At 68.8% G+C, this 16,754-nt stretch carries 14 protein-coding genes; 3 read left to right on the forward strand and 11 right to left on the reverse strand.

Annotated features, from left to right (window positions below; genetic code table 11):
- Positions 1–207 precede the first annotated feature (207 nt).
- The 3 genes from ASE10_RS18460 to ASE10_RS18470 all read right to left on the reverse strand — a co-directional run bounded on the left by ASE10_RS18460 (position 208) and on the right by ASE10_RS18470 (position 3,080).
- Positions 208–681 (reverse strand): hypothetical protein, encoded by a 474-nt coding sequence (locus tag ASE10_RS18460; RefSeq protein ID WP_156087702.1) that lies wholly within the window; start codon positions 679–681, stop codon positions 208–210.
- A gap of 317 nt (positions 682–998) precedes the next feature.
- Positions 999–1,445 carry a hypothetical protein gene (locus tag ASE10_RS18465; RefSeq protein ID WP_055905062.1) on the reverse strand — a complete coding sequence of 149 codons (447 nt, stop codon included), beginning with the start codon at positions 1,443–1,445 and terminating at the stop codon, positions 999–1,001.
- A 429-nt stretch (positions 1,446–1,874) separates the two neighbouring features.
- Positions 1,875–3,080, reverse strand: a complete 1,206-nt coding sequence (locus ASE10_RS18470) for a putative peptide maturation dehydrogenase (protein WP_055905065.1) — start codon at positions 3,078–3,080, stop codon at positions 1,875–1,877.
- A 111-nt stretch (positions 3,081–3,191) separates the two neighbouring features.
- Here ASE10_RS18470 and ASE10_RS18475 point away from each other — a divergent pair, with 111 nt between their 5' ends.
- The gene (locus ASE10_RS18475; protein WP_055905068.1) at positions 3,192–3,518 is read left to right on the forward strand and encodes an NHLP-related RiPP peptide; all 327 of its coding nucleotides are present in this window, start codon (positions 3,192–3,194) and stop codon (positions 3,516–3,518) included.
- Here ASE10_RS18475 and ASE10_RS18480 read toward each other — a convergent pair.
- From ASE10_RS18480 to aceB, 4 genes are all read right to left on the reverse strand, one after another.
- On the reverse strand, positions 3,470–6,106 hold the full coding sequence (locus ASE10_RS18480; protein ID WP_055905071.1) for a putative peptide modification system cyclase: 2,637 nt from the start codon (positions 6,104–6,106) through the stop codon (positions 3,470–3,472). The two genes, ASE10_RS18475 and ASE10_RS18480, sit on opposite strands and share 49 nt — an antisense overlap.
- 34 nt (positions 6,107–6,140) lie before the next feature.
- Positions 6,141–7,163 carry a GGDEF domain-containing protein gene (locus tag ASE10_RS18485; RefSeq protein WP_156087715.1) on the reverse strand — a complete coding sequence of 341 codons (1,023 nt, stop codon included), beginning with the start codon at positions 7,161–7,163 and terminating at the stop codon, positions 6,141–6,143.
- Positions 7,164–7,503: 340 nt separating this feature from the next.
- Positions 7,504–8,799, reverse strand: a complete 1,296-nt coding sequence (gene aceA, locus ASE10_RS18490; protein WP_055905078.1) for an isocitrate lyase — start codon at positions 8,797–8,799, stop codon at positions 7,504–7,506.
- Positions 8,800–8,957: 158 nt separating this feature from the next.
- On the reverse strand, positions 8,958–10,568 hold the full coding sequence (gene aceB / locus ASE10_RS18495) for a malate synthase A (protein WP_055905082.1): 1,611 nt from the start codon (positions 10,566–10,568) through the stop codon (positions 8,958–8,960).
- Positions 10,569–10,688: 120 nt separating this feature from the next.
- Here aceB and ASE10_RS18500 point away from each other — a divergent pair, with 120 nt between their 5' ends.
- Positions 10,689–11,657, forward strand: coding sequence for a LysR family transcriptional regulator (locus ASE10_RS18500; RefSeq protein WP_055905085.1), 969 nt, complete (start codon positions 10,689–10,691; stop codon positions 11,655–11,657).
- An 830-nt stretch (positions 11,658–12,487) separates the two neighbouring features.
- Here the strand turns inward: ASE10_RS18500 and ASE10_RS18505 are convergent.
- The 3 genes from ASE10_RS18505 to arfB all read right to left on the reverse strand — a co-directional run bounded on the left by ASE10_RS18505 (position 12,488) and on the right by arfB (position 15,276).
- Positions 12,488–13,888, reverse strand: coding sequence for a glycosyltransferase (locus ASE10_RS18505; protein WP_157481110.1), 1,401 nt, complete (start codon positions 13,886–13,888; stop codon positions 12,488–12,490).
- Positions 13,889–14,243: 355 nt separating this feature from the next.
- Complete coding sequence (locus ASE10_RS18510; RefSeq protein WP_304438352.1) at positions 14,244–14,750, reverse strand: 1-acyl-sn-glycerol-3-phosphate acyltransferase; 507 nt, start codon at positions 14,748–14,750, stop codon at positions 14,244–14,246.
- Positions 14,751–14,862: 112 nt separating this feature from the next.
- Positions 14,863–15,276 (reverse strand): alternative ribosome rescue aminoacyl-tRNA hydrolase ArfB, encoded by a 414-nt coding sequence (gene arfB, locus ASE10_RS18515; protein WP_055905094.1) that lies wholly within the window; start codon positions 15,274–15,276, stop codon positions 14,863–14,865.
- Positions 15,277–15,377: 101 nt separating this feature from the next.
- Between arfB and ASE10_RS18520 the strand changes: the two genes are divergently transcribed.
- The gene (locus tag ASE10_RS18520; protein ID WP_056101062.1) at positions 15,378–15,917 is read left to right on the forward strand and encodes a DUF2059 domain-containing protein; all 540 of its coding nucleotides are present in this window, start codon (positions 15,378–15,380) and stop codon (positions 15,915–15,917) included.
- Between the two features lie 48 nt (positions 15,918–15,965).
- On the opposite strand, the gene ASE10_RS18525 is transcribed toward ASE10_RS18520, so the two are convergent.
- Positions 15,966–16,697, reverse strand: coding sequence for a pseudouridine synthase (locus tag ASE10_RS18525; RefSeq protein ID WP_056306148.1), 732 nt, complete (start codon positions 16,695–16,697; stop codon positions 15,966–15,968).
- Between the last annotated feature and the right edge of the window lie 57 nt (positions 16,698–16,754).

A 16,754-nucleotide genomic window follows, 5' to 3' on the forward strand; every position in this document is an offset into this window, starting at 1 on the left:
GCGCCGCCCAAATAGAGCGATCGCCCAACCTGGCACGCGTAGGCAAGGCCCACCCAGGGGCCGGCCGTATTCAGGTCAGCGATGTTCATGGAACACGCCGCGATCCAGGCGCTTGCCGGCCCGCTTCGCGGGCCTCGTGTTCCTCGGTTACGGTCTCGCCGAAAATCGCTGGCGAATGCAGATCGCGCGGGTGTCGCCCGGGATGCGTCAGAGCTCGGAAGTACCGAGCTGGCGCGGGCGATGATCGAGCTTCTGACGCGCGCGTTCGCGCTCGGCGCGCTGCTCGGCGACGGTATGGCAGACCCGGGTCACGCGCTGGCTGCCCAGGATCCGTTCGCGGTGGCAGATCGTGCGCTCGTCCTCGGTGCCGTTGATCTTGGCCTCGATCCATTCCAGGCGGTTGAAGACCTCGACCTGCTCGTGCGCGTTCAGGTCCTCGGAGGTCGCCTTGTCCTCGATCAGGCTCAGCAGTTCCAGCTGCTTGGTCAGCAGTTCGACGCGCTCGCCGGTCGGCAACTCGCGGTAACGGCCGCGCTGGGCCTGGTCGTCGGCGCGGATCTGCTTCTGCTGCTCGATGATCGCCACCATCGGCACCGGCGGTGCCGGCGGCACCTCCGGCTTCGGGCCGGCCGCTGCCAGGGCGGGCGCCAGCAGCAGTACGGACAGGACGAGGATGCGCATCGCCGGAACTCCCTGGCTGGGCGACGGAAACACCGTCGCGATCGGCAGCCAGAGATACACGCGGCGACGGCGCAAGGCAACGCCTCGCGTCGAAATACGCGCTTGGGACTAAGCCGTCCGGGTGAATTCAGGACGGCCGGCCCGGCGGCGGCGATGCCGCCGGACAGGTTTCAGGGTCGCTGCACGCCGCCGGAAAGGGGGCCCGACTGCGGCACGCAGAGGGCCGAGTCGCCCTTCCATTCGTGCGCGTACCGGATCAGGTTTTCGCGCTCGGCGATGGTCGCAAAGCGGGTTTCGCGCAGGTCGGTGCGTTCGCCTTACTGGCGCACTTCGCCGTTCTGCAGCCGCTCACGGGCGGATTCGCGCTCGGCGCGGATCTGGGCGGCGGTGCGGCACACGCGCTCTTTGCGGTTGCTGCCCAGGACCTGGCGACGCTCGCACACCATGCGCTCGTCGTCGGCCGAGTTGATCGCCGCTTCGATCCACTCCAAAGCGTTGAACACTTCGGTTTTCTGGTCCTCGTTGAGGTCCTGGGTCGACTGCTTGCCTTCCATCAGATGGAACAGTTGCTGCTGCTTGGCCAGCAGTTCGCCGCGCGTGTGGGTGGGCATGTCCTTGTAGCGGCCGTTGGCGGCCTGGACCGCGGCGCGGATTTCGCTCTGCTGGGAACGGATCGATTCGAACTGCAGCACGCCACGGTCGACCGAGGCGAACGAGAGGGGGGCCACCAGCAACAACGACAGGGCCCAGGCTCGGAACTTCATGGGGCGAACTCCTGGATGGCGAACGACGATTGCGAGCGATCGACGTTACGCCGGCAAAATGCGGCCTTCAACCGCCGGGCGTCGCCCGCCGCAGGCGCGCCTCGCCGGACTTGGCCCTAGCAAGGTCAATGACTTAGGCTCGACTGGGCCGGCCCCGGCACCCGCGCCGGCGATGCCGGAACAGCGTCGCTCTGCGGCCAACCGTGCCTGCGCTGCGCCGGACCGTGGCCGGGCGGATCTCTCCGGCCGGATGAATGGGTGCCGCTGTGGGACGGCGCTGACGGCGGGGTCGGGGCGACGCGGCGACGTCTATCAAAAGGAGCGTTCGTACTAGAAACAACGAGCGCAGCCGGCCTGTCATCGTCCACGGCGGGTGGCCGGCTCGGGCCCTTGGCCCCGGCCCGAACGGCCCGGCCCATTCGAGGTCCCTCAGCCCTCTGGCCGGTCCGGCGCCCGCTCGAACCCAGCCTCGGGCGCCCATACCGCACCACCGGGATCGAATTCGGCCGTGCTGCGCTCCGCCGAGCGCCAGCCGAAGCCGCACACCGCCAAGGGACCTTCGATCAGAGGATCCAGGCCGAACGCACGTTCGATATCGACCTCGTTGACCGCGCAGGTCACGAACGCGCCCAGCCCCAGCTCGGTCGCGCTCAGGTACAGGGTCTGCGACAGGTGGCCGCTGTCCAGCACCAGGGCGCGGTAGGCCTTGGCGTGGTGGCGGTACTTCCAGAAACAGCGCGCGTAACGCGGCGCCAGCACCGCCAGCACCGGCGCGCCGGCGAACCAGTGCTGGCCGGCCAGCGCGCGCAGCGCGAATGCGGCCAGGGCTTCGTTCGGCGGCGGCAGCGGTTCCAGCGCGTGCGCGACCGGGTGGTAGTGGTACAGCCCAGGCGCCACGCCTTCGACGTTTTGCACCACCAGGTAGGCTTCGGTCGGATGCAGGCCGCCGGCCGAGGGCGTGTGCTTTTTCAGGAACACCGCGTCGTCGTGGGTCCGCAACTGGGCCTGGGCGGCGAACGTGCGTTGCAGCATGTGCGCGAACAAGTGCTGCGGCAGCGGCCGTTCGCGGTCGAAGTTGCGGCAGGTGGCGCGGCGCGCGAGCAGCGCATCGAATTCGCCCGGCGCGATCTCCGGCAAGGCGATGCGTTGCGCGGCCGGGACCCGCTCGTGCACCGGCGGCGGCGGCGCACCGAGTTTGTCGAGCAGACCGGACACGGTGGTCATGTCCTTGGCCTCCATGTCGGCCACGCCATCCACGCCCTCCCAACGCGCCAGCCGGTGCAGCATCGCCGACGCCGGCCACCAATGGCCGTCGCGCAGCCGTTGGTCGCGTTCGCGGTGGCCGGCGTGGGCCGGGTCTTCGCCGATCAGCAGGCCGAGCGCGAGCAGGCGTTCGAGCGCGGCGGGCGGCGCCTCGGCCAGCGTTTCGGTGGAACTCCATTCGCCGGGGCTGAGCCGGCCGAGCAGTTCGCGCTCGTCGGCGTCGATCTCGATTTCGCCGTCCAGATGCGCGGCCAAGGCCAGCCAGCGCCGTTGGCGCCGCAGTCCGGCGCCGCCGCTGAGCAGGGACGACAGATCGAAGCCGATCTCCTCGCGCGGTTCCAGAAACACCACCGCGCATCGCCGCACCCGCATATTCCGCTCCCGCGCTGCATTTTTACGGAGTTTGAGGTTGTCCCGTACGTGGGACAAGGATAGATTCCTCGGCTATCGGGGCCGCAACAGGCTCTGCTAGGGGGAGTACCGATGGGCAACGACAACAGCAGGGGGCATCCGCCCCTGGATCCGAAGATCGCCGACAAGCTGCTCGACAAGCTCGGCAACGACGATCATTTCCGCGAGCTATTCGTTCAGGACCCGGCCGCCGCGCTGGGACGGGTCGGCCTGGCGCCGGCGCAGACCAAGGCCGCACTGTCCGATACGAGCTGCATGATGGTGGCGAACATCGCCCCGAAAGAAGAAATCCAGGCCTCGCGCGATGAGCTGCGCAGCTACCTGACCTCGGAAGACACCCACACGGTGGTTCACTGCTTCGAAGCGGGCAGCGTCGCGTCCAGCCTGCGCATCAAGTAAGGCGGCAGGGTCTCGCTCGCCCAGGCGCGGCGGAAGGCTTCGGCTTCCCGCCGCGCTTCGTCCGGGCGACCGAGACCCGCCAGACGTTCGGCCGCATCCAGCGGCGCCAGGCTGGCGTCGGCCACGCTCATCGATTGCAGGGCCTGGCCGCCGAGCGGCTCGATGTAGGCCAGGCCGCGGTGCGCGGCCAGCCAGCGGTCCTGCTTCAGCGCCTCTTCGGCCTTGCCGGCATCGCGCAGCGCGTCACGCAGGGCGACGTGCAGCTGGAACGGCTCGCTGCCGTCGATCTCGCGCGCCAGCAGCACCGCCGCTTCGGCCGGCTTGCCGCTCAGGCGCAGCTGTTCGGCCCTGGCCACGGTCAGCAGCTTGATCGCGCCGATGTGGCCCGAGTCCTCGGTCATCGCGCCCAGCTTCGGCAGCAGGCGCTCGCCGATGCCGCGGTCGCCGGTGCGCTGGCCCAGCCGCACCGCGGCCAGGGCCATCACCAGCAGGTCGTCGCGGTCGGCTTCGCCGGCCGGCTTGTCGGCGTCGGCGACGATGGCCTCGGCCAGCGCGGCGATCCTGGCCGGCGCCACCGAGTCCGGGTCGCGCAGCAGGTCGGTCCAGTAGTCGGCGATGGCGAACGGGTAACGCAATAGCGGATTGGCGTTGCCCGCGGCGGCGGCGGCGCGGTCGGCGCGGCGCTGGGCCTCGCTCAGGCGGCCCTGGTCGAGCGGAATCGAGATGCGTTCGAACTCGTTGACCAGCACGCCCAGGCTGCGGTCGTTGGCGGGTAGCCCGGCCAGCACTTTTTCCGCCTCGGGGTAGCGGCGCAGCGTCGCCAGCGCGGCGGCGTGACGGCGCGTGGGCGGGTACTGACCGGCGGTTTCGGCCTGCTTGAAGCTTTCCAGCGCCTGCGCCGGACGCTCCTGGGCCAGGTAGACGCGGCCCTTGAGCTCCATAGCGATGTCGCGCAGCGCGTTCTGCGGGGCGGCGAACGCCTGCGCGCCGCGCAACGCGGCGTCGTAGCGGCCGGAGGTGAAGTCGAACCAGGCCAGGCGGCTCTGGCCGGCGTAGTAGTCCGGATACAGGCCGGCCAGCAGCTTCCACTTCGGCGCCGCGCGCCGCGAAGGCTGCGGGCCGAACTCGGCGGCCCAGGCGTCCAGGTACAGGGCGTCGCGCGCCGGCAGGTGCTCGCGCAACGCGATCGCGCGGGTCAGCGAGGGCCGTGCGGCGGCGTTGTCGGCGTTGCTCACGTACACGCGCATCACGCCCATGTGGGCGAGCGCGAAGTTCGGGTCCAGTTCCAGCGCGCGCTGGAAATACTGCAGCGCTTCCGGGAACTGGCGCTTGGCGTAGGCCTTGGTGCCCAGGGCGTAGGCGCGCAGCGCGTCGAGGTTCTTGGTGGTGACCTGCGGCAGCGGCGCGGAATCGTTGTCGATCGACTTCAGCGCCTCGCCCAGCTTGTTGCGCAGGCTGGCGGTGACCTGGTCGATCGAGGCCAGCGCCGAACCGGCGCCGACGCCGTCGACCGACTCGGCGTAGACGGTGGTCTGGGTGTGCGGGTCGATCACCTCGGCGCTGACGCGCACGCGCCCGCCGACTTCGGCCACGGTCGGCAGGATCACCGCGCGCGCGCCGTCGCGCAGGGCGATCTCGGACGCGACCGAACGGTCGAGGAAGGTATCGGACTTGCGCTGCATCCGCGCCAGCGTGTCGCGCGCCTTGAGGTCGGACAGCACGTTGACGTAGCGCGACTGCTCCAGGCTGATCCGGAACGCCTGCTCCAGCGAATCGTCGAGCACGCTCTGGCCGGTGAGGTTGCGCAGGTCGCCGACCACCACCCAGTCGCGCTCGTTGAAGGCGATCGCCGGCTGCGGCTTGGTCACGAACCACACGCCCACGCCGACCACCGCCAGCAGCGCGACTTCCGCCGCGAGCGCGGCCGGGCGCCGCCACAGCGGCACGTCGCGCCAGGCCTTGGGCGAATTCGGCGGCGCGCGCAGCGGCGCGATGCCGGGCTCGCCGACCTCGTAGATTTCCTGGGGATCGGGCACGCCCTTGAAGCGCCAGCGGCCGTAGGACTTCCACAGCAGTTGCTGGCCGCGCTCGCCGAGTTCGCGCGCGGCGCGATGGGCGAGCGGCTCGGCCACCGCCGACAGCAGGATCTGGCCGGGACGCGCCATCGCCATCAGGCGTCCGGCCATGGGTTTGGCCAGGCCTTCGACTTCCAGCGGCTTGGCGCCGACCTTGACCGCCTCGTCGCTGTTGCGCCAGGTCAGCACTTCGCCGACGTGCAGGCCTGCACGCGCGAGCAGGGGCTGTTTGCGTTCGCGCCCGATCTCGCGCAGGCCGCGCTCGTAGTCCAGGGCGAAGCCGAGGCCGTCGATCGGGCGTTCGAACAACAGCAGCAGGCCGTCGGAACGGTCGATCAGGCGGCCGCGCCATTGTTGCTGCAGCTGCAGGACCAGGCGGTCGTGTTCGCGGAACAACTCCGCCGCCGGGCCGTCGCCCAGGCGTTCGACCAGGGTGGTCGAATCGCACAGGTCGGTCAGCAGCAGCGTCCGCAGTTGCGGCGCTTCCGGATGGGGGCGGTGGGCATCGTTCATCGCGACGGCATCCTTGTTCGTTCGCGGGTGCCGGTCAGACCGGTTCCAGTGTCGCGTCTTGCCAGTGCACGCGGTTGCCGCCCTTGCGTTTGGCCTGGTACAGCGCTTCGTCGGCGCGCGCGTACCAGTCGTTCCAGTCCGCGCGCGGGTCGACCATGCAGGCGCCGACGCTGACCGGACAGATGGTCGGCGGCGCTTGCGGCATCAGCAGCAGGTTCTGCGCCGTGGCGACGATGAACTCGGCGAAGCGCATCACCTCATGGGCATGCCCGGCCGAAACCAGCAGGCAGAATTCGTCGCCGCCCAGGCGGCAGGCGATGTCGTCGGGGCCGGCGACCGAGCGCAGGATGCTGGCCACGCTCTGCAGCACGCGATCGCCGGCGAGGTGGCCGTGGTCGTCGTTGACCTGCTTGAAGCGGTCGCAGTCCACCAGCACCAGGCCCAGGGTCTGCGGCATGCCCAGGGCGCGGGACTCCTGCAGGTGCAGGGTCAGGCCGCGGCGGTTGTACAGGCCGGTGAGCTCGTCGGTGCGGATCAGCTCTTCGGTCTGGTTGAGCTGATGCGTGGTCGCGTACAGGCTGTCGAGCGCGGCCTCGAGGTCCTGGTTGCGACGGCGCAGGCGCCGGATCAGGCCCTGCTCGTTGAGCACCACGCGCATGATCGCGCGGCGCAGGAAATGGCAGACCAGGCCGGCGTTGCGATCGACCAGGCGCTGGAATTCCTCGTGGCGCAGTTCGATCAGCAGACCGGAACCGGCGACGATGGCGTCGGCGCTGCGCGCGTGGTCGCCGATCAGCAGGCCGAGTTCGCCGAAGAATTCGCGTGGGCCCAGGCGCTTGGTGACCAGGTCGTCGCCGAAGTCGAGATCGATCGCGCCGCGCGCGACCACGAACATGGTCGTGCCCAGTTCGCCGCGACGGAACAGCACCTGGCCGGCTTCGACGTGGCGGGGACGGCCGAGTTCGGCGAACAGTTCGAATTCCGCTTGGCTAAGCGCCGCCGTCGCCGCTTCATTAGGCGCCGCGACTGGATCCGAATTGAACTGACCGCCCGTCATGGTCGGCGCAGCACCATCGCGATTCATCCCCACGACCCCCGGATCCCCGGTTCCTTCAGAGGCTGGAGAGGCAGGATAGCACCTCACTTGCAGGGCAAACGGCCTATCCGGGGGAAGTCGGTCAGGCCGCTACCGCCCCACCGGGAGGGCGGGGGCGGCTGCGATCGAGCCGTTTCGATCTGGACCCACGATCCAGGCCCATCGATCCCACCGGCTTCGATCGAGCCGCGCCGGTCCGCTCCCTGCACCGCGGCTGGCCGCGGTCCGAGCGATCGCCGCAGCCCACCCGGTCCCCCAACCGGGTGCGCCGCGCGATCGGCCACGCGTCCGTTCATCGCATTCAGGCAGCGACCTTGGCCTGCTGGAACTGCTCTTCCTCGGTCGAGCCCTTGAGCGCGACGGTCGAGGACTGCCCGCCCTGAATGGTCTGGGTGACCGCATCGAAGTAGCCGGTGCCGACCTCGCGCTGGTGCTTGACCGCGGTGAAGCCCTTCTCGGCGGCCGCGAACTCGGCTTCCTGCAGCTCCACGAACGCGCTCATCTGGCGGCGCGCATAACCATGGGCGAGGTTGAACATGCCGTAGTTCAGGCTGTGGAAGCCGGCCAGGGTGATGAACTGGAACTTGTAGCCGTAGCCGGCGATTTCCTTCTGGAACTTGGCGATGGTCGCGTCGTCCAGGTTCTTCTTCCAGTTGAAGCTGGGCGAGCAGTTGTAGGCCAGCAGCTTGCCCGGGAACTTGGCGTGGATCGCTTCGGCGAACTTACGCGCGAACTCCAGGTCAGGCTTGCCGGTCTCGCACCACACCAGATCGGCATAAGGCGCGTAGGCCAGGCCGCGGCTGATCGCCTGGTCCAGGCCGTTGCGGGTCTTGTAGAAACCCTCGTTGGTGCGCTCGCCGGTGGTGAAAGGCTGATCGTTCGGGTCGATGTCGGCGGTCAGCAGGTCGGCGGCTTCGGCGTCGGTGCGCGCGACGATCAGGGTCGGCACGCCCATCACATCGGCGGCCAGGCGCGCGGCGACCAGCTTCTCGACCGCTTCGCGGGTCGGCACCAGGACCTTGCCGCCCATGTGGCCGCACTTCTTGACCGAGGCCAGCTGGTCTTCGAAATGCACGCCCGAGGCGCCGGCCTCGATCATGCCCTTCATCAGCTCGAAGGCATTGAGCACGCCGCCGAAGCCGGCTTCGGCGTCGGCCACGATCGGCTGCAGGAAGTCGATGTCGCCCGTGCCTTCGGCGCACTGGATCTGATCGGCGCGCAGCAGCGTGTTGTTGATGCGGCGCACGACCTGCGGCACCGAGTTGGCCGGGTACAGCGACTGGTCGGGGTACATCTCGCCGGCGATGTTGGCGTCGGCGGCGACCTGCCAGCCCGACAGGTAGATCGCCTTGAGGCCAGCCTTGACCTGCTGCATGGCCTGGTTGCCGGTCAGCGCGCCCAGCGCGTTGACGAAGTCTTCGGTGTTGAGCGAGTTCCACAGCTTGGCCGCGCCCAGCTTGGCGATGCTGTGCTCGACCGGCACCGTGCCGCGCAGCCGCACCACGTCTTCGGCCGAATACGGGCGCGTGATGCCGGCCCAGCGCGGATTGCTGGCCCAGTCGTTGCGGAGTTGCTCGGCGGTCGGCAGGTGGCTCATGACTTCGGTTCCTTGCGTGTGGGTCGTAGCGACGTGGGGTGGCGAATGTGCTTTGGGGTAGGAGCGGCGTAAGCCGCGACCGCGATATCGGATTGCGTCGGATGCCTGGAGATCGGGTCGCGGCTTACGCCGCTCCTACCCCAAGGCGGTCGCGCGGTTCAGTCGATGCGCTCGTACGCCGGCAGGGTCAGAAACTCTTCCAGGGTGGCGGCGTGGGTGAGCTGGTCGAGCATCGCGATGGCCTCGCCCAGGCGCGATGCGCCGGGCAACTGCATGCGCTCGGCGAGCTTGCTCGGCAGGCCGATCAGGGCGCGTTCGAGCAGGGCGAAATCGACCGGCGTGCCGTCGTCCAGATGCAGGCCGGAGGCGTGCAGCCACTGCCACAGCTGGGTGCGCGCGATCTCGGCGGTGGCCGCGTCCTCCATCAGCCAATGGATCGGCACGCAGCCGTTGCCGTCCAGCCAGGCCGCGAGGTAGCGCACGCAGACCTCGACGTTGCCCTCGAAACCGGCGCGGGTGATGGTGCCCAGCGAGGGCTTGATCAGGTCGTCGCGGATCACCAGCACGTCGTCGCGCAGCACGTGCTGCTGGTGCGGGCCGGGCATGCGCTCGTCGAAGATGCGCATCGCCAGCGGGATCAGCGCCGGGTGCGCGACCCAGGTGCCGTCATGGCCGGCGGTGACTTCGCGCAACTTGTCGGCGCGGACCTTGGCCAGCGCGGCTTCGTTGGCGGCCTCGTCGCCGCTGATCGGGATCTGCGCGGCCATGCCGCCCATCGCGTGGGCGCCGCGCTTGTGGCAGGTCTGGATCAGCAGTTCCGAATACGCGCGCAGGAACGGCTGCAGCATCGTCACCTGGCCGCGCTCGGGCAGGACTTTGTCGCGGTGCGCGCGGAAGGTCTTGAGGTAGGAGAACACGTAGTCCCAGCGGCCGCAGTTGAGGCCGGCGATGCGCGTGCGCAGCGCATGCAGGATCTCGTCCATCTCGAACACCGCCGGCAGGGTCTCGATCAGCACCGTGACCTTGATCTGCCCCGGGCTCAGGCCCAGCGCCTGTTCGAGCCGGTCGAGCACGTCGTTCCACAGCTGCGCCTCTTCCATCGACTGCAGCTTGGGCAGGTAGAAATAGGGTCCGCGATCCTTCGCGGCGAGCACGTCCGAGTTGTGGAAGGCGAACAGGCCCAGGTCGAACAGGCTGGCGGAGATCGGCGCGCCGTCGATCAGCAGGTGCTTCTCGTCCAGGTGCCAGCCGCGCGGCCGCACCATCAGCACCGCCTGCTGCTCGAAGGGCTTGAGGGTGTAGTGCTTGCTGCCGTCCGGGGCCATCCAGTCCAAGGTCCCGGCCACGGCCTTCTTCAGCGCGCGCTGGCCGGTGATCAGGTTGTTCCAGGTCGGCGCGGTGCTGTCCTCGAAGTCGGCCATGAAGACCTTGGCGCCCGAGTTCAGGGCGTTGATGACCATCTTCGGGTCGACCGGGCCGGTGATCTCGACCCGGCGGTCCAGCAGCGCCGCCGGCAGCGCGGCGACGCGCCAGTGGCCGTTGCGGATCGCGGCGGTATCGGCGCGGAAGTCCGGCAGACCGCCGGCGTCGAAATAGGCCTGGCGCTCGCGGCGCGCGGCCAGGCGGGCCTGGCGAACCGGTTCGTAGCGGCGGTGCAGATCGGCCAGGAACGCCAACGCGGCCGGCGTCAGCAACTGCTCCTGCCCGGCCAGACTGGCCGTCAATTCGATCCCGTTCGACTCCTGCCGTTGCGCCATCACTGCCGACATGCCGGTACTCCCTACGCATCACGCGTTTTCGTTAGGGCTCGACCATGCGCCGGCGTCTTGTATTTGACAATCAAGTTTTTTCAATGCATATCATTTGGAAAACTTATATATGTCTTTCATGTGACCACCAAGCACACCGGCAGCCCCCGCTTCGCCTACAAGGGCGATCGCCTGAAGCCGCTGCGGGCGTTCTGCCAGACCGCCCGCCTGGGCTCCGTCTCACGTGCCGCTGAGGCGCTGTACCTGAGCCAGCCGGCCGTGACCCTGCAGTTGCAGGCGCTGGAGCGCGATCTGGGGGTGCGCCTGCTCGAGCGCAGCGGCCGCCGCCTGAGCCTGACCCGCGAGGGCCAGGAGCTGTACGAACTGGCCCGGCCCCTGGTCGAGGGCCTGGACGGACTGGACGGCGCCTTCCGCGAGCGCGTGCGCGGCCTGGACGGGGGCGAGCTCAACGTCGCCGCCGGCAGTTCGACCATCCTCTACCTGCTGCCCAAGATCGTCGAAGCCTTCCGCGCCGCGCACCCGGACGTGCGCCTGAGCCTGCACAACGTCACCGGCGCCGGCGGCCTGGACCTGCTGCGCTCCGACGGCGTCGACCTGGCGGTGGGCTCGATGCTGGATGTGCCCGGCGACCTCAGCTACGCCCCGGTCTACCGCTTCGAACCGATGCTGATCACGCCGCGCGATCATCCGCTGGCGCTGAAGCCCGACCTCAGCCTGCAGGACCTCTCGCCCTACGGCCTGATCCTGCCGCCGCAACGCCTGACCACCTACCGCATGGTCGACCTGGTGTTCCAGCAGAACCGGGTGCCGTACACGGTCGCGCTGGAGGTCGGGGGCTGGGAGGTGATCAAGCAGTACGTGGCGATGGGCCTGGGCATCAGCATCGTCACCGCGATCTGCCTGACCGACGCCGACCGCTCGCGCCTGTCGGCCCGCTCGCTGGCGGCGTACTTCCCCTCGCGCAGCTATGGGGTGGTGGTGCGCAAGGGCAAATACCTGTCGCCGCAAGCGCGGGCGTTTACCGAGTTGATCCAGCCGGATTTGTTTTTCCGCGGGGACTATTACGCAACGGGGCAGTCGGATCGCTGAAGGCGAGCGAAGCCTGCGGTTGCGGTTGCGGTTGCCGTTGCCGTTGCCGTTGCCGTTGCTGTTGCTGTTGCTGTTGCTGTTGCTGTTGCCCCGGCATTGAAATCCAATGCTCCGCACTCGCCCAACCCCACTCAGACCCGAAGGGCGGCGCGCAGGACGCGCGCCGTTTTTCGAGGAACAGGATGTTCCTTCGAAAAATCCCCGCGTCANCCGCACTCGCCCAACCCCACTCAGACCCGAAGGGCGGCGCGCAGGACGCGCGCCGTTTTTCGAGGAACAGGATGTTCCTTCGAAAAATCCCCGCGTCAGCAATGAACTCGCACGGGAGGGTTGTCTAGGCAAGCCCTTCTCTTTGGTTACTTTCTCTTGGGCTAGCAAGAGAAAGTGACCCGCATGCGCAGCAGGCGGAAGCCTTTGCTTAATAGGCAAGCCCTTCTCTTTGGTTACTTTCTCTTGGGCTAGCAAGAGAAAGTGACCCGCATGCGCAGCAGGCGGAAGCCTTTGCTTAAGAACGAAACCAACGCAGCAAACGGAATTCGCAATCGCGGCTCACGCCGCTCCCACAGAAAGCAGAAAGCGAAGCCGATTCGCATCGAAACTCACGCAGCAGTCGGAGGTCGCGGTCGCGGCTCACGCCGCTCCTACCCCAAGGCGAGTGGCAAGAGAAAACGAATCCATCGCCGACCCTCGGAGTTCGCGATCGCGGCTTACGCCGCTCCCACAGAAAGCAGAAAGCGAAGCCGATCCGCATCGAAACTCACGCAGCAGCCGGAGGTCGCGGTCGCGGCTCACGCCGCTCCTACCCCAAGGCCAGAGCGGACGAAAAGACGCTAGCGGCCCCTACGCGGCCGCGGACGCTGCGCCCGATCTGCCACAAACGCCACCGCCGCCACCAAATCCACGAACACCATCGCAAAGCGCAACGGCGCGATCAGCAGCGCCTTGCCCACGATCGCCGCGCGCGCACCGCCCGAGATCGCCGCGCGCGCCTCACCCGAAATCGCCGCCAACACCGCCGCGGTCGCGACGATCTCCGCCAGCACGATGGCGCTCAACCACAACCAGGCGCCGCTGATAAGCAACCACAGCAGCAGCAAGGGATAGCCCAGGCGCTCGAACGCCATCAGGAACAGCGCCCAACCGATCGGCCGGCCGTGCTCGTGGGTCAGGCGTTCGCCGAACGGCTGCCGATAGGCCTCGCGCACCCGGCGTTGCTCGGCGCCGATCCGCGGCCGCGGCCGCAGCCAGCGCCGCCAGGCCTTGAACGGAGTCATCAGCAGCGGATTGAACTCGCGGCAACCGCGCAGGAACGCGCGCGCCTGGCGGTAGCTCTGACGCAGCAGGCGATCCAGCGGCGGTTGTTCGGCATGCGCCAGCGCCGTGGACAGCTGCACGTTGCGATAGCCCTCCTGGGCCAGCGCCAAGGCGATGAACACATCCTCGCCTTCGTCGAGCTGGTCGCCGTGGATCGGCTCGTAACGGTCGAACAGGTCCTTGACGTAACGCCGGCGATACGCGATCGCGTTGCCGCGCGGCACCACCACACCGCCGAACAGGGCCATCTGGCCGCGGTTGATAAAGCGCTGCTGCAGCAGGTAGCTGGTCTCGCGGTAGACGTCGCCCAGCCACTGCAGCGCGCGCCGGCCGAAGCCGCGGCGCATGCGCGGGTCGCGGTAGGCCTCGCCGTGCAGCCAGCGCTGGAACGCGGACGAACGTTCCAGCGCGCGCCGGTGCTCGCCGCGCATCGGCTGGACCATGCCGCAGACGCTGGCGATGCCGACGCCCTCGTACAGCTCGCGCACGCAGCGTTCGATGTAGTCGGCCGAATGCAGCAGGGTGTCGCCGTCGAGTACGAACTCGACATCGGCGTCGGACTCGCGCGCCTGGCGCTTGATCGTCGGGCCTCGCCCGATCGACCACATGCGCTCTATCACCCGCAGGGACAGGCCGTTGGCGGCGGCGAACTCGCGCGCGATCGCGGCGGTGCCGTCGCGCTCGGTACCGCCGTCGTCGACCAGGATCACGCCGCGCGGCTGCAGGGTCTGCGCCAGCAGGGCCGCCAGGCAATGGGCGATGTCGTGCTGCTGCAGGCGTGCCGGGATGACCACGTCGACCACCGCCTGGCGCCAGTCCTCGACCGGCGTGGGCACGGTTTCCTGCGCGCCGCGCCACAGCCCGACGGCGCTGAGCAGGCCGTTGGGGCTAAGCGCGAACCAGGGTAACGCGGGCACCACGCACCTCCCGCAAAGCTGGGCGGATCGTATCCGCGACTGCCGCACACACGACGACCGTGGCCTCCGCCACTCCCCCCGACGAGATCCTGCCCGGCACGATCGACCTCCTGGTCAGAACCGGGAACCTGCGTCACCCCCCGCGACGCATCGCCCCCGTGATGAAGCGATACGCAAAGCGCGGCCGGAAGCGGTCGTCGGAGCGAACCTCCCGGACACCGGCAAAGCCGGGCGGCCGAGGCGCTCGCCGGCGACGGCGTTTTCGACGGCTGGCGCAGCCGCCGCGAACACTATCGGGCTATTGCGGCCCGGGACGGCGACTCACGAACCCGCATGCGGCGCGCCGCGATCCGGCTCAGGTCGTGCCGTGATGCTTGCCCTGCCAGGGCCGATACCAGGCGCGGATCCGGGCCAGATCGGCGTTCATGTCGTCGCCGAGCTGGAACGGCTCGCCGATGCCGATGATCTTGTCCGGGTAATGGAAATAGGCCGGCAGTACCGGCACCTCGGCCGCTTTGGCGATCTTCCAAAAGCCGGTCTTCCAGCGCTCCACCGGCTTGCGCGTGCCCTCCGGGGCCAGCCCGAACCAGAACCGGTCGGCGCTGCGGATCATCGCCGCGGCCTGTTCGACCACGCCGTGGGCCGCGCTGCGGTTGACCGGGATCACGCCCAGGTAGCGCAGCACCGCGCCCAGCACCGGCACCTTGAACAGCGAATCCTTGCCCAGGACCTTGATGTCCAGGCCCATCGCCGCCTTGGCCGCGAAGCCCCAGACGCCGTCCCAGTTGGACGAATGCGGCGCGCCGATCAGGACCAGCTTGGGGATGTCCGGGAAGCGCCCGACCATGCGCCAGCCGCCCATGCGCAGGATGCTGCGGCCGATCCAGCGCGTCAGGCGGTTGCGCCGCACCTGCGGCGCGTTCGGCGGCAGCGCCAGTACCACGTTGTCGTCTGTCGTCGACATGCGCGCTCCGTCAATCCCAGTCGGGCTGGCCACGGCCACGCTTGACCGTGCTGCGTTCGCGCTTGGCGCCCAGCCGGCGCTCCTTGGAGGCGCGGCTGGGGCGGGTGGCGATGCGCGGCTTGGGCGCGTGCAGGCCGCTTTCGATGAACGCCGCCAGGCGCACGCGGGCATCGTCGCGGTTGCGTTCCTGGGTACGGAAACGCTGGGCGCTGATCACCAGCACGCCGTCGCCGGTCACGCGCCGGTCGCGCTTGGCCAGCAGCCGCTCGCGCACGGGCTCGGGCAACGACGGCGACTGCGCCACGTCGAAGCGCAGCTCGACCGCGGTCGCGACCTTGTTGACGTTCTGCCCGCCAGGACCGGTCGAACGCACGAAGCGCTCGATCAGTTCCTGCTCGGGTATGGTGATTTCAGGATCGGCCATCGCTTTCCCTCCGGCCACGATTGTAGTCCGGGCCGGCGTCCCGGCGTTGACGGCAAGGGGGATGCCGACGACCATGCCCGCCAATCAAGGAGGATCCGCCCATGAAACGCTATGCCCTCGCCGTCGCGCTGATGCTGGCCGCACCGCTGGCCGCCCTCGCCGGCCCGCCCAGCGACGCCCAGGTCGACCGCCTGCTCGAAGTCATGCGCGCCCGCCAGACCGTGGAGGCCGTGCTGCCGCAGATCGAAACCTCGCAGAAGCAGATGGTCGACCAGATGATGGACGGCCGCGACCTCGATCCCGAGGAGCGCAAGCGCCTGGACAGCATCCTGGCCCGCTCCAGCGCGCAGATGCGCAAGACTCTGACCTGGGACAAGCTGGAGCCGGTCTACCGCGATATCTACCGCGAGACCTTCAGCGCCGAAGACACCGAAAGCCTGATCGCCTTCTACGCCAGCCCGACCGGGCAGCGCCTGCTCGACAAGATGCCGGCGCTGATGCAGAACACCATGACCGCGATGCAGAAGCTGGTCGTGCCGATGATGCAGGGCCTGCAGCGCGACATCGAAGCCGACGCGCGCGAAGCCGAAACCCGCGAAAACAAGGTCAAGGCCAAGAGCGCCGGCGCCGAAACCAAGTAAGCGCGCGGGGACGCGGGGATCGGCCCCGCGTTCGCCCAACCCGCAGGCTCAGCGCGCGGAGTCCTCCGCCTCGAACAAGGCCAGGGCCTTGGCCAACTCCCGATCCGCCGGCGCGGTCGCCGTCACCCGTTCGCCGGTGACCGGATGCAGGAACGCCAGGCGCTGCGCATGCAGCAGCATGCGATGGATGCCCAGCATGCGGAATGCGCGATTGTGGCGACCGTCGCCATGGCTGGTATCGCCGATCAGATGGTGCGAGACGTGCTTGAGGTGGCGCCGGATCTGGCGGAAACGCCCGGTCTCCGGCTGCGCCAGCAACAAGGCATAGCGCGAGGTCTCGAAACCGCCGGAAGGCTGCGCCAGTTCGCAGCGCCCCAGGCGCCGGAAGCGTGTGATCGCAGGCTTCTTCAAGGGTTTGCCCGGGCCGCCGTCGAGCGGGTGGTCGATGGTGAACGCATCCTCGGGCCAGCCGCGGCACACCGCCAGATAGTCCTTCTCGAACTCGCGCGACATCAGCACCTTGCCCAGCGCCGAGGCCACCTCGCGCTCGAACGCCAGCAGCAGGCAGCCGCTGGTGGCGCGGTCCAGACGGTGCACCAGGAACACCGGCCGGTCGAACTGGGCGCGCAGGCGGTCGGCGGCGAAGTCGGTCTCGCCGCGCGCCAGCGCGCTATCGTGAACCATCAGCCCCGCCGGCTTGTCGATAACCGCAAGCCAGGCGTCGGCGTACAGCACCGGCAGTTCGGCGGGCTCGTCGGCAAGGCTGAATGTCTCGTTCATGCTCAATGGCGCAGGCGGTAGGGAAGCCAACGGGTATTTTCGTCTATTGCTCCGGTA

The sequence above is a fragment of the Lysobacter sp. Root76 genome (assembly GCF_001428685.1).
Classification (GTDB): Bacteria; Pseudomonadota; Gammaproteobacteria; order Xanthomonadales; family Xanthomonadaceae; genus Lysobacter.

What these genes read in the sequence shown, in the direction of transcription:
- ASE10_RS18460 (WP_156087702.1), bottom strand. Translation starts at nt 681, where the DNA reads ATGCGCATCCTCGTCCTGTCCGTACTGCTGCTGGCGCCCGCCCTGGCA.
- ASE10_RS18465 (WP_055905062.1), bottom strand. Translation starts at nt 1,445, where the DNA reads ATGAAGTTCCGAGCCTGGGCCCTGTCGTTGTTGCTGGTGGCCCCCCTC.
- ASE10_RS18470 (WP_055905065.1), bottom strand. Translation starts at nt 3,080, where the DNA reads ATGCGGGTGCGGCGATGCGCGGTGGTGTTTCTGGAACCGCGCGAGGAG.
- ASE10_RS18475 (WP_055905068.1), top strand. Translation starts at nt 3,192, where the DNA reads ATGGGCAACGACAACAGCAGGGGGCATCCGCCCCTGGATCCGAAGATC.
- ASE10_RS18480 (WP_055905071.1), bottom strand. Translation starts at nt 6,106, where the DNA reads ATGAACGATGCCCACCGCCCCCATCCGGAAGCGCCGCAACTGCGGACG.
- ASE10_RS18485 (WP_156087715.1), bottom strand. Translation starts at nt 7,163, where the DNA reads ATGACGGGCGGTCAGTTCAATTCGGATCCAGTCGCGGCGCCTAATGAA.
- aceA (WP_055905078.1), bottom strand. Translation starts at nt 8,799, where the DNA reads ATGAGCCACCTGCCGACCGCCGAGCAACTCCGCAACGACTGGGCCAGC.
- aceB (WP_055905082.1), bottom strand. Translation starts at nt 10,568, where the DNA reads ATGTCGGCAGTGATGGCGCAACGGCAGGAGTCGAACGGGATCGAATTG.
- ASE10_RS18510 (WP_304438352.1), bottom strand. Translation starts at nt 14,750, where the DNA reads ATGGGCGGCTGGCGCATGGTCGGGCGCTTCCCGGACATCCCCAAGCTG.
- arfB (WP_055905094.1), bottom strand. Translation starts at nt 15,276, where the DNA reads ATGGCCGATCCTGAAATCACCATACCCGAGCAGGAACTGATCGAGCGC.
- ASE10_RS18520 (WP_056101062.1), top strand. Translation starts at nt 15,378, where the DNA reads ATGAAACGCTATGCCCTCGCCGTCGCGCTGATGCTGGCCGCACCGCTG.
- ASE10_RS18525 (WP_056306148.1), bottom strand. Translation starts at nt 16,697, where the DNA reads ATGAACGAGACATTCAGCCTTGCCGACGAGCCCGCCGAACTGCCGGTG.